General features: G+C 63.1%; 10 protein-coding genes. 8 read left to right on the top strand and 2 right to left on the bottom strand.

The window, feature by feature from the left end:
• Positions 1–54: 54 nt before the first annotated feature.
• The 4 genes from PLO63_00445 to PLO63_00430 all read left to right on the top strand — a co-directional run bounded on the left by PLO63_00445 (position 55) and on the right by PLO63_00430 (position 4282).
• Positions 55–1647 (top strand): SurA N-terminal domain-containing protein, encoded by a 1593-nt coding sequence (locus tag PLO63_00445; GenBank protein ID HOI72586.1) that lies wholly within the window; start codon positions 55–57, stop codon positions 1645–1647.
• Positions 1648–1729: 82 nt separating this feature from the next.
• Positions 1730–2557, top strand: a complete 828-nt coding sequence (gene lsrF / locus PLO63_00440; GenBank protein ID HOI72585.1) for a 3-hydroxy-5-phosphonooxypentane-2,4-dione thiolase — start codon at positions 1730–1732, stop codon at positions 2555–2557.
• A gap of 53 nt (positions 2558–2610) precedes the next feature.
• Positions 2611–3636, top strand: a complete 1026-nt coding sequence (locus PLO63_00435) for a zinc-dependent dehydrogenase (GenBank protein ID HOI72584.1) — start codon at positions 2611–2613, stop codon at positions 3634–3636.
• A 76-nt stretch (positions 3637–3712) separates the two neighbouring features.
• Entirely contained in the window at positions 3713–4282 is a 570-nt protein-coding gene (locus PLO63_00430; protein HOI72583.1) for a nitroreductase family protein, read from the top strand.
• 352 nt (positions 4283–4634) lie between these two features.
• Here PLO63_00430 and PLO63_00425 read toward each other — a convergent pair whose 3' ends face one another.
• Complete coding sequence (locus PLO63_00425) at positions 4635–6026, bottom strand: class II fructose-bisphosphate aldolase (protein ID HOI72582.1); 1392 nt, start codon at positions 6024–6026, stop codon at positions 4635–4637.
• 79 nt (positions 6027–6105) lie between these two features.
• Positions 6106–7050, bottom strand: coding sequence for a class 1 fructose-bisphosphatase (locus PLO63_00420; protein ID HOI72581.1), 945 nt, complete (start codon positions 7048–7050; stop codon positions 6106–6108).
• Between the two features lie 364 nt (positions 7051–7414).
• On the opposite strand from PLO63_00420, the gene PLO63_00415 reads away from it, so the two are divergent.
• The 4 genes from PLO63_00415 to carB all read left to right on the top strand — a co-directional run bounded on the left by PLO63_00415 (position 7415) and on the right by carB (position 12631).
• Positions 7415–8254, top strand: a complete 840-nt coding sequence (locus PLO63_00415; GenBank protein ID HOI72580.1) for an MBL fold metallo-hydrolase — start codon at positions 7415–7417, stop codon at positions 8252–8254.
• 83 nt (positions 8255–8337) lie between these two features.
• The gene (locus PLO63_00410; GenBank protein HOI72579.1) at positions 8338–8742 is read left to right on the top strand and encodes a hypothetical protein; all 405 of its coding nucleotides are present in this window, start codon (positions 8338–8340) and stop codon (positions 8740–8742) included.
• Positions 8743–9141: a hypothetical protein gene (locus tag PLO63_00405; GenBank protein ID HOI72578.1), complete on the top strand. Its 399-nt coding sequence runs from the start codon at positions 8743–8745 to the stop codon at positions 9139–9141. It abuts the gene before it with no gap.
• A gap of 289 nt (positions 9142–9430) precedes the next feature.
• Complete coding sequence (gene carB / locus PLO63_00400; protein ID HOI72577.1) at positions 9431–12631, top strand: carbamoyl-phosphate synthase large subunit; 3201 nt, start codon at positions 9431–9433, stop codon at positions 12629–12631.
• Positions 12632–12645 lie beyond the last annotated feature (14 nt).

Raw genomic sequence — 12645 nt, 5'->3', positions numbered from 1 at the left:
TTCCCGACCCGCGTTCCGCATCGGGAAAATCAGCCTGACCGGAGCAGGACAACCATGCTGGAACTGATGAGAAAACATGCCAGGAGCTGGATCATGAAGATCCTCCTGGGAATCATCGTCATCGTCTTTGTCCTTTATTTCGGATCCCTCGGCGGCCTTCAGCAGACGGAGACGATCGTCACGATCGACGGAAAGAACCTCGTCTACGCCGACTTCCAGCGGGAGTACCAGAACATGGTGGAGGTCTACCGCCAGCGGCTCGGCAACGAGGTGACCGACGAGCTGATCAAGGACGGCAGGCTGAAGCAGCAGGCTCTGGACAATCTCATCCACCAGACGATTCTCCTCAAGAAGGCCGATGAGATGAACATCCGGGTATCCGACGAGGACATGAAGAACTTTATCATGTCCGTTCCCGCCTTCCAGCGGAACGGCGTTTTCGACGACCGCCTCTACAAGCAGGCCCTCCGGTACAACAAAGTCACCGCGGAAGAATTCGAGGGGATCCAGAGACGGGCCATGACCATCGCCCGCCTGGAGGACCTGGTCCAGGGATCGGCCAAGGTCTCGGACAGCGAAATCTCGGACCTCTACCGCCTCCAGAACGAAAAGATGAACCTGGCCTTCGTCGCGATCTCGCCGGCGGACTTCGAAGGCCGGATCACGCCCTCCGAGAAGGACCTGGAGAGCTACCTGAAAGAGAAAGGCGACCGGTATCGCGTGGCCGAGCGAATCCAGCTCAAGGTGCTGGCCTTCCCGGGAAAGGACTATGAAGACGCGGTGAAGCCCTCCGACGAGGACGTCCGCGACTACTATGACCGGCACAAATCCGATTTCCGCAAGGACGGCCGGCAGTTGTCCCTGGAGCAGGTGCGGGACCGGATCGTCGCGGAGAAGAAGCGCGTCGAGGGGATGTACATGGCCTCGGACCGCGCCAAGAAAGCCCACGACACCATCTACCAGGACGAGAATTTCGACGGCTATGCCGCCCAGAACCGCCTGAACGTCCAGGTGACGGAGTTCTTCGCCGTCTCCGCCCCGCCGGCCGCATTTCGCGGGATCAAGGACTTCGAAAAGACGGTCTTCAACCTGAAGCCCAAGGAGGTGAGCCCCGTTCTCTCGAACGACCGGGGGTATCTCCTCTTCCAGGTGGCACAGCGGAAGCCCGCCTACGTCCCCCCGCTCAAGGAGATCGAAAAGGAGGTCCGGGCCGGGTACGTCAAGGAGGAGGCACGCCGGAAAGCCTCCGGGGAGGCGGAAGCGCTGGCCGGCAAACTCAAGGCCGGAGCGACGCTCGACCAGGTCGCCAAGGGCTGGAAGATCGAGGAGACGGGCTTCTTCGCCCCCACCCGGGCCATTCCGAAAATCGGCGAATCCCGGGACCTGACGGAAGCCATCTGGTCACTTTCCGCCAAGAAGCCCCATCCGGAGAAAGCCTTCGCCGTGGGCGACCGGTTCATCCTGGTGGAGTTCAAGGGGAAAAGCACCGTCGATTTCACCGACTTCGCCTCCCGGAAGGAAGCCGTCCGGAACGCCCTCCTGCAGATGAAGCAGAGAACCATCCTCCAGACCTGGGTGGAGGGCATGAAGACGGCCATGGTGAAGGAAGGCCGGCTGAAGATCAAGAAAGACGTAAAGGATCTGTAACCGAACCCGGCGGGAGGAAGCCCCCGCCGCCCGTCTTGATTCCGCCGGCCGAACCGGCAAAGAAACACATAGGAGGAACACCATGGACTGGGGCATGAAAAACCGCCTCTCCCGCCTGATCCAGCCGGACGGCCGCTGCTTCTTTCTTCCCATCGATCACGGGTATTTCCAGGGACCCACGTCCTGCCTGGAGAAGCCCGGCGAGACCATCGCGCCGCTCCTGCCGTACTGCGACGCCCTGTTTGTCACGCGGGGAGTCCTGCGGGCCGCCGTGGATCCGGCCATCACCACCCCCATCATCCTCCGCGTCTCCGGCGGCACCAGCGTCATCGGCGCCGATCTGGCCAACGAGTCCATCACCACCTCCATGGAGGAGATCCTCCGCCTGAACGTGGCCGCCGTGGGCGTCTCCATCTTCGTGGGCAGCGAGTACGAGCGGGAGTCCCTCCTGAACCTGGCGGAGATGGTCAACCTCTGCGAAGACTACGGGATTCCCGTCATGGCCGTAACCGCCGTGGGCAAGGAGCTGGAAAAGCGGGATGCCCGCTACCTGGCCCTGGCCTCCCGCATCGCCGCCGAGCTGGGCGCACGGGTGGTCAAGACCTACTGGTGCGAGGACTTCGACCGGGTGACCTGCGGCTGCCCCGTTCCAGTGGTCATGGCCGGAGGACCGAAGTGCGAGACCGAGCTGGAGGTGATGGAATTCGTTCACGACGGCATCAAGAAGGGCGCCATCGGCCTCAACCTGGGGCGGAACGTCTGGCAGCATCCCCACCCCGTGGCCATGATGCGATCGCTCCGGGCCATCATCCACGAAAATTACACGGCCCCCGAGGCCCACGGGCTCTACCGGGAGATCGTCTCCGCCGGCAGGAAGAAGGCGCCCGGGACGAAAACGCGGAAAAAGTAACCCCTTGAACAGGCGGGAAGCCCGTTTCCCGTAAACTTTCCCCGGATCCAGCCATGCGCGTCGCCGTCTACTACAGAAACCGGGACGTCCGGGTCGAGGAGCGGCCCGTGCCGGCCGTCGGCCCCGGCGAGATCCTCGTCAAGGTCCTGGCCAGCGGCATCTGCGGCAGCGACGTCATGGAGTGGTACCGGCTCCGCAAGGCCCCGCTCGTCCTGGGGCATGAGATCGCCGGGACCGTCGAGGAGATCGGCCCCGGGGTGACCGGCTGGAGCCCCGGCGACCGGGTTTTCGTCTCCCACCACATCCCCTGCAACACCTGCCGCTGGTGCCTCCGGGGCTGCCACACGGCCTGCGAGACCCTCCACACCACGAACTACGACCCGGGAGGCTTCGTCGAATACCTCCGGGTGCCCCGCCTGAACGTGGACCGGGGCGTCTTTCCCCTTCCGGACGAGATGAGCTTCGCCGCCGGCGTGATGATCGAGCCGCTGGCGTGCGTCATCCGGGGGCAGCGCCTCGCCGGCCTCCAGCCCGGACAGTCGGTCCTGGTCCTGGGGAGTGGCATCTCCGGCATCCTTCACATCATGCTGGCCCGGGCCCTCGGGGCGGGCCGGATCCTGGCGACGGACGTCCACAATTACCGGTGCGAGGCGGCGCTCCGCTTCGGCGCCGAGGCCGTCGCGGACGCCCGGGAGGACCTGCCGGACTGGGTCCGCCGCCAGAACGACGGCTGCCTGGCCGACACGGTCATCGTCTGCGCCGGCGCGCCAACCGCCTTCGAGCAGGCGCTCCGCTGCGTGGACCGGGGAGGGGTTGTTCTCTGCTTCGCCACCACGGAGCCGGATTTTCTGCTGCCGGTGCCCCTCAACGAGTTCTGGCGGAACGAGATCCGGATCCTTCCCTCCTACGGGAACAGCCCCCTGGACGCCCGGGTCGCCATCGATCTCATCCGCCTGGGACGCGTTCCCGTGGAGGAGATGATCACCCACAGGCTCCCGCTCGGGGACATCCAGGAGGGCTTCCGCCTCGTCGCCGAGGGTGGGCCGTCCCTGAAAGTCGTCATCGAACCCCATCGCTGAAAACCCGGCGGTTGTCGGCCACAGCCCCGCAATACCCGACGGGATCGTTTTCATCCGGAAAGGAGAAGGCTGGACCATGTTCAAGGACCTGGTAGTGAAAAACCGGAGTTACCGGAGATTCGACGAATCCTTCGCCATCAGCCGGGAGACGCTCCTGGAGCTGGTGGACCTGGCCCGCCAGACGGCCTCGGCGGCCAACAAGCAACCCCTCCGGTACATCCTTTCCTCGGACCCGGAGAGAAATGCCGTCGTATTCGGGCACCTCGCCTGGGCCGGCTACCTGCCGGACTGGCCGGGACCGGAAGCCGGGGAACGCCCGACGGGATACGTCATCATGCTGGGCGACAGGGAAACCGCGCCGGAGGTGGCCTACGACCACGGCATCGCCGCCCAGACGATCCTCCTGGGGGCGGTGGAAAAGGGGCTGGGGGGCTGCATGATCGCCTCGGTGAGCCGGGCCGCCCTGCGGAAGGCCCTGGCCATCCCGGAGCGATACGAGATCCTGCTCGTCATCGCCCTGGGCAGGCCCGTGGAGACTGTCGTCATGGACCCGATCGGCCCGGATGGGGACGTGAAGTACTGGCGCGACGGCAACCGCGTCCATCACGTTCCCAAGCGCCACCTGGAAGACATCGTCCTGGGCTGAGCCCGGGGCTGCTAGTACGGCACACCCGGCACACAAGACAGAGGGGGAGCGGATTTCAAACCCGTCCCTCTTTCTTCATTCTTTTCTTTCCTGCCAAGCCGGCTCCCCTTTCCCTTTGCATTCAACGCATCGGGGCGCGGGGGCTGCCACGGGGGCTTCCGCTGTCGCGGCCATTTTTCCCACGATCCGTCGTCGACGGTCCGTCAGGCAAGAGGGATGGGAAAAATGTCCTGATCGCTCCTCTGGAAACCCCCGGTCGCGCCCCCGCGCCTCGATGCGAAGAGTAAAAAAAAGGAGGGCGGATTCGAAATCCGCCCTCCTCGTGTGCTGGTTCACGTCCGGCCGGCGTGCCTTAGAGTCCGGCCGGTTTCTTCATGGCGGCGTCCACGGGCTGAACGTAGCGGGCCACGAGGTGCTCCGTGTCGTGCATGTTCAGCTTGCCGAAGAAAAAGGCGAACTGGTTCTCCAGTTCCCGGCTCAGGGCCGACAGGGTTTCATCCGGCAGCCCCCACAGCTCCCGCTTGAAGGGACCAAACCCCTTCTTCCGGGTCTTGTAGAGGAACTGCTCCTCCGTGTCGCTGGCTTTCCTCTCCCCCGCCATTTCCGTTTTCAGGTATCCGTAGATTTTCTCCTTCATCGAGGCCGGGAAGGCCGGGCTGTCGTAAACAATGTTCTGAAAACCCGTGGCGAGGTGGATCTCCGCCGTTCCCGTGGCGGGGAAGCGGTCAAAGGCCTCGTTGGGCAGGGTGGAGGCGCCGTGCTGCACAGCCCCGGAGAGGCCCCAGCGGGCCCGGGCCTCCTCGGACAGGCGCTTCAGCGTCTCGAAATCCAGCTTCACCTGGGCCACGGTTCCGTCGGGAAGGGGCACGCCGCCATGGCTCGTTCCCGTCTGGACGCTCATCTTGCTGATCCCCTTGAGGTTCTCGCCCTGCTGCTTCAGGATCTCCAAAAACCCCTCCATGTAGGCATTCAACTCCTCCACCGTGCTGTTCTTGCCGCCGACCTCGCCGATCTCGCCTCCCACGGAGATGGTGATCCCCTCCGGCTCCAGGTCGCGGATCATGGTCGTAAGCTCCGCCGCGAGGCTGTAATTCAGGTACTGCTGCTCCCGCACGGTCGGCTTGGAAAGGTCCACCAGCGTGGAGGTGTCGATGTCGATGTTGTAGAAGCCTCCTTCGATGGCCTCCCAGATCAGGTCCTTGACGCCCCGCAGTTCCTTGTCGGGGTCCTTGGCATAACGGCCCGCGTTCACCTGGAAATGGTCCCCCTGGAGAAAGATGGGGCCTTTCCATCCCGTCTTGACGGCCGCCGCGAGAACGGCTGCCGTGTACTCGGCGGGACGCTGCTTCGTGTAGTCGATCTCGGAGCGGGCGATCTCGAAGATGACGAAACCCGCCTTTCCCTTCATGGCGGCCTGGAGGATGGCCTGGGCCGTGTGGTACGTGAGGGTCCGGATATTGATGGCCGGCACGGTGAAACCGGACACCTCCCTTCTTCCCATGGCCTCGTACAGCGGCTGGATGGAGGCGGAATAAATCCCGAGGGCCCATCCGGCGCGCCGGATCAGCCAGCGGCAGACCTCCCGGACTCTCTCGTCTCCGCTGAAGACGGCGGAATAAACCAGGTCGTCCACGAGGCCGTCCCTCAGGGTCCGCTCGTCGAGAACCCGGACGTCATCTTCGATCGAGAGGATTCCCTTCGAAGCGGCATGCAACGAATCCATCTGCTCAAAAATCACGGGCATGAAACATCTCCTTTCTGAGAAGCGGACACGGGCTGCGGGAACGATCATCCGCTTCCGGATTTTTCGAGGCGGCCTTCTTTCAGGATGCCTGCTTCAGAAACTCCGCGGCCTTGCGAATCTCGAAGGAGCTCCCGATGTAAATGGGGGAGCACTGGTCCAACTCCTCCACCGGAATCGAGAGGATGTCGCGGTGGCCGTCGGTCGCCATGCCTCCGGCCTGGCTGATGATGAAGGCCATGGGCTGAAGCTCGAAGAGGAGCCGCAGTTTCCCGCGGGGATTCTTCTTCAGGGCGGGATACGTGAAGACGCCCCCCTTCTTGATGAGCACCTGGTTGATATCGGGGACGAACCCTCCACTGTACCGGAGCTTGTAGCCCTGATCCTCGAGGAACTCCACGAACCTCCGGTGCCCGTCCGTCCATTCCTTGCGCAGACCGCCCAGGCTGTAGATCGATCCCTGTTCGTTGAGACGGATGTTTTCCTGGGAAAGGACGTACTCCCCCTCCCGGTTGAGGACGAACTCATGGGTTCCCTTGCCGGCGGAATAGACCATCGTGATCAGGGGGCCATAGGTGATGTAAAGGGCCGCCACCATGGAGTGCGCTCCCTCCGTGAGAAACGTCTCCCGGTGAATGCCGATGATCGTGCCGATGGAAAGGTTTGTATCCACCAGGGAGGATCCATCCAGGGGATCCGCCGTGACGAAGTATTTCCCGTTTCCCTGTCCGATCTCGACGATAGCCTCCTGCTCCTCCGAGGCATACTGGCGGACGAAACCCGAGTGGTGAAGCTGGTTTTTCAGAATCTCGTCGGCGCTCCGGTCCAGGGCGAGCTGCTCCTCCCCGTACACGTTTCGGAGCCCCGCGAGTTTGCGGTTGGATTCATGAATTTTCGCGGAGATATACTTCCCTGTCACGGCGATCTGCCAGATGAGACGCCTCAGTTCCATCTCCACGCCGGCCATCCACATGTGGCGCCGCAGGTCCACGACGAACTTCGTATAATCCGAAATGCCCTCTCCCATCCGATGTTCACCTCACTTCCTCTTTAAGTTCCTGGCTTGTAGCAATGAACGCCGGTTTTGACAAGCACAATTTCCGCCTTTTGCACTCGGATCTAACCGGAATCCATCATGTTTCGCCCTATGGACACTCTCCCCGCAACCATGACCGGCCACCCTCCCGGGTTTCCCCGAAGAAAGGATCGGCAGGAATATCCTGCTTTTCTCTTGTCCCGAACACCGGAAAGGGAGCAAATCCGGGACCCGGCGGGATGAATTCTTGACAACCTCTCTGATCACGGTTATTTACTATCCTGTTGCATCGCAATCCCACAGAAACGGCGTCATTCATGAATCGCTCCCGGACAAGGGTGCGTGGAGGGAACCTATGATCATCCGCTGCTGGGGGGCCCGGGGATCGATCCCCGTATCCGGGAGCGAGTATCTCAAGTACGGCGGGGATACAACCTGCATCGAAATCCGGACGAAGAGCAACGACGTCATCCTGATCGACGCCGGCTCCGGAATCCGGCGGCTGGGCAACCAGCTCATGGCCGAAGGCGTGAACTCCTTTACCATGATCTTCACCCATGCCCACTGGGACCATCTCATGGGCTTCCCCTTCTTCAAGCCCATCTATTTCCCGAAGATCTCCATCGCCATGTACGGCTGCTCCTATGCCCAGTCCTCCCTGAAGGAAATCATCTCCCGGGTCATGGAGCCTCCCCATTTTCCCGTCAATTTCGAAGACATCCGGGCGGATATCGTCTATCACGAAGCCTGCGTAGAGGAGTTCCGGACCAACTCCGTCACCATCAGTACCATCCCGATCAGCCATCCGAACCAGGGAGAGGGGTTCAAGTTCGAAGAGGACGGAAAAACTTTCGTCTTCCTGACGGACAACGAGCTCATGTACAAGCATCCGGGCGGGTGTGATTTCGAAGACTACATGGCATTCTCCCGGGGCGCGGACCTGCTGATCCACGACGCCGAGTACACGGAGACGGAATACCTCCGCACGCGGGCCTGGGGGCACTCGGTCTACACGGACGCCCTGAACCTGGCCCTGGAGGCGGGCGTGCAGCGTCTCGGCCTGTTCCACCACAACCAGGAGCGATCCGACGACCAGGTGGATGCCATCGTGCAGGACTGCCGCCGTCTCATCAAGCGGGAAGGACGCAAGATGGACTGCTTCGCCCTCCACCAGAACATGGAAATCAAGATTTAGACCGCCCCAGGCCCGCCCATGGTGCTTCCGGCGACCGGGCACGGGACAAAAAGCCTCTAAAAAAGGAAGGAAGGAGACAAACCATGAAACGGAATGTGAGAAAGACGGCCCGCGGCCTGGTCCTGCTGGCGGTATTCTGGATGATCCTGGCGGGGGTCTGGCTTCTCCCCTGCGGCGTCGCCCAGGCCCATGCGCCCGGCGATGTGAAGTGCAGCTACGATGCCGCGTCCCAGACCCTCCAGGTAACCATCACCCACTCCTCTCCGGTTCCGAGCTCCCACTACATCAAGAACGTGGAGATCAGGAAAGACAAAAAGGTTCTTGCCTCCCAGGACTACAAGAACCAGCCGGAAGCCCCGGCCTTTTCCTACAGCTACCGCATCCAGCTCGCTCCCGGAGACGTCCTGGACGTGAAGGCGACCTGCAATCTCTGGGGTTCGAAAACCGTAAAATACACCGTCCCGGCGGCGAACCCGGCATCAAAATAGATGAATCCTCTCCTGATCCATGGTCTTGTCATGGGATCGGGACTCGGCCTGATGGCCGCTGCCGGCTTCATTTCCCGCTTCCTCAAGCGGAAGCGCTGGTGGCTGAAGACGCACCGGGCGTTGGGAATCGCCGGCGCAGTCGTGCTGATTCCCGGGTCCGTCACCGCCTTCCGTCTCGTGGAGGCATCCTCCGGGGTCCATCTCGATGCGCCCCACACCTGGTTTGGAGCCACCGCGCTCGCCCTGTCCTGGACCGCCCCGATCCTTGGCCTCCTGGCGTTCCGGATCCGCGCCCATGCCGTCCGGCTCCGGACGGTGCACCGCTGGACGGGCCGCCTCGCCCTGGTGGCGGCGTTCCTGGCCGCTCTCTCGGGCCTCGATCTGGCCGGGGTGTTCTGACCCCGGTCAGGCCGCCGCGCGGGACAGGAAGCAACACCGGAATTCGCCGTTTCCGGGGCTCCCTCCATCGGTCGCCAGCGGGAAATCCGCACCGGCCGCCGTTAGAAATATGCTCGTATTATTAAGAAGTTATTTCCGCCTTGACAACCGGAGGGCTCTCCCCTATATATCGCCAACCGGTTGACCGATCTCCACAGCAATCCTCCCGGAAATCTGTACGTTATCGTCGACGGTCCATCCCGACAGCAAGCCGTCCCGCCCCCGGTGCGGCGGAAAGACAGAGGAAACCATGCCGAAGCGAAGCGACATCCAGAAAGTAATGATCATCGGCTCCGGCCCCATCGTCATCGGTCAGGCCTGCGAGTTCGACTACTCCGGCACCCAGGCGTGCAAGGCCCTTCGAAAGCTCGGGTACGAAATTGTACTCGTCAACTCCAATCCCGCCACCATCATGACGGATCCGGGAATGGCCGACGTGACGTACATCGAGCCGCTGAACGCCGAATCCATGACCGAAATCATCGAAAACGAGCGGCCCGACGCGATCCTTCCCAACCTGGGCGGACAGACCGGGCTGAATCTGACCTCCGAACTGGCCCGCCGGGGAGTCCTCGAAAAGTACGGGGTCAAGGTGATCGGCGTTCAGGTGGACGCCATCGAGCGGGGAGAGGACCGGATCGCCTTCAAGGAGACCATGAACCGGCTCGGCATCGACATGCCGCGGAGCGAGCCGGCCTACACCGTCGAGGAGGCGGAAAAGATCGCCGTCCAGCTCGGCTATCCCGTCGTCATCCGTCCCGCCTATACCATGGGCGGCACAGGCGGCGGCCTCGTGTACAACCTGGAGGAGCTCCGCACGGTGGCCGGCCGCGGCATCTCCGCCAGCCTGGTGGGCCAGATCCTCGTGGAGGAATCGGTCCTGGGCTGGGAGGAACTGGAGCTGGAGGTGGTGCGGGACGCCAGGAACCGGATGATCACGGTCTGCTTCATCGAAAACGTGGACGCCATGGGCGTCCACACGGGGGACTCCTACTGCACGGCCCCCATGCTCACCATCGCTCCCGAGCTCCAGGCCAGGCTCCAGAAGTACTCCTACGATATCGTCGAGGCCATCCAGGTCATCGGCGGCACGAACATCCAGTTCGCCCACAACCCCGAGACGGGCCGGGTCGTGGTGATCGAGATCAATCCCCGGACGTCCCGTTCTTCCGCCCTGGCCTCCAAGGCCACCGGCTTCCCCATCGCCTTCGTGTCCTCGCTCCTGGCGGGAGGGCTGACCCTCGACGAGATCCCGTACTGGCGCGAGGGGACCCTGGATAAGTACACCCCCTGGGGCGACTATGTCGTTGTCAAGTTCGCCCGCTGGGACTTCGAGAAATTCAAGGGATCCGTCGACCGGCTGGGCACCCAGATGCGGGCCGTGGGTGAGGTCATGAGCATCGGGAAGAACTACAAGGAGGCCTTCCAGAAGGCCATCCGTTCCCTGGAAAAGGGCCGGTACGGCCTGGGCTTCGTGAAGGATTTCAACCAGAAATCCCTCGAGGAACTGATGGAGCTCCTGGCGGAGCCCTCCAGCGAGCGCCAGTTCATCCTCTACGAGGCCCTGCGGAAGGGGGCGACGGTCGAAGCCCTCGCGCGGAAAACCTACATCAAGGCCTGGTTCCTCTCGCAGATGAAGGGGCTGGTCGACCTGGAAGAGCAGATCCTGAAATACAGGGGCAACCCCCTGCCGGACGAGCTCCTGGCGCAGGCCAAGAAAGACGGCTTCGCCGACCGCTACCTGGCGCAGATTCTCGGCGTGCCCGAGGCGGACATCCGCCGTCAGCGGATCGGCATCGGCATGCCCGAGGCCTGGCACGCCGTTCCCGTCAGCGGCGTGGAAAATGCCGCCTACTACTACTCGACCTACAACGCCTCCGACGAGGTCCCCGTCAGCGACCGGCGGAAGATCATGGTCCTCGGGGGGGGGCCGAACCGGATCGGCCAGGGGATCGAGTTCGATTACTGCTGCGTCCACACCGCCTTCACCCTCCGGGACGAAGGACTCGAATCCATCATGGTGAACTGCAACCCCGAGACGGTCTCCACGGACTACGACACATCCGACAAGCTTTACTTCGAGCCCCTGACGGTCGAGGATGTCCTGTCCATCCATGAAAAGGAGAAGCCCGAGGGGGTCATCGTCCAGTTCGGAGGGCAGACGCCCCTGAACATCGCCGGCGAGCTTTCGAAGGCCGGTGTGAAGATCCTCGGAACGTCGCCGGAGACGATCGACCTGGCGGAGGACCGGGACCGGTTCCGCCAGATGATGGTAAAGCTGGGCATTCCCATGCCCGAGTCCGGCATGGCCAGCACCATCGAAGAGGCCCTCCTTGTGGCGAACCGGATCGGCTACCCCCTGATGGTCCGGCCGTCCTACGTCCTGGGCGGAAGGGGCATGGAGATCGTCCATGACGAGGATATGCTCAGGCAGTATGTCTCCGCCGCCGTCGGCGTGACGCCGGAGCGCCCCATCCTCATCGACAAGTTCCTGGAGAACGCCATCGAGGCGGAGGCCGACGCCATCTCCGACGGGACCGACGCGTATGTCCCGGCCGTGATGGAGCACATCGAGCTGGCGGGAATCCATTCCGGCGACTCGGCCTGCGTTATCCCGCCCATCAGCATCCCCGCCCGCCACCTGGACACCATCGAGGAGTACACCCGCAAGATCGCCGTGGAGTTCAACGTGGTGGGGCTCATGAACATCCAGTACGCCATCGCAGACGACACCGTCTATGTCCTGGAGGCGAACCCCCGGGCATCCCGGACGGTGCCCCTCGTCTCGAAGGTGTGCGGCATCTCCATGGCCCGCCTGGCCACCCAGGTCATGCTGGGAAAGAAGCTTTCCGATCTGAACCTGTCGACCCGGCGGTTCCCCCATTTCGGCGTCAAGGAGGCCGTGTTCCCCTTCAACATGTTCCAGGAGGTGGACCCCGTCCTGGGGCCCGAGATGCGCTCCACCGGCGAGGTGCTGGGGCTGGCGGATTCCTTCGGGCTGGCCTTCTACAAGGCCGAAGAGGCGGCCCAGCAGGTCCTTCCCGATACCGGCACCGTCCTGATCACGGTGGAAGCGCAGGACAAGGGCGGCATCCTCCAGACGGCCCGGACGTTCCAGGACCTCGGGTTCCGGATCCTGGCCACGCGGGGAACCCACGATTTCCTGTCCCGCCAGGGGATCGCCACGGAGCCGATCCTGAAGATGCACGAGGGGCGCCCCAACATCGTGGACGCCGTCAAGAACGGGGACATCCAGCTCATCATCAACACGCCGAGCGGCAAGATGAGCGCCTACGACGACTCGTACATCCGGAAGGCCGCCATCAAGTACCGGATCCCCTACATCACCACCACGGCGGCCGCGGCGGCCGCGGTCAAGGGCATCCAGGCCTTCCGGAAAGGCCACGGACGGGCCCGCTCTCTGCAGAGTTACCACAAGGACATCCAGTAGCCGGTGTCGTTCGA

It is taken from the genome of Syntrophales bacterium (genome assembly GCA_035363115.1).
Lineage (GTDB): Bacteria > Desulfobacterota > Syntrophia > Syntrophales > PHBD01 > PHBD01.
This window is presented reverse-complemented; position numbering and strand designations above follow the sequence as displayed.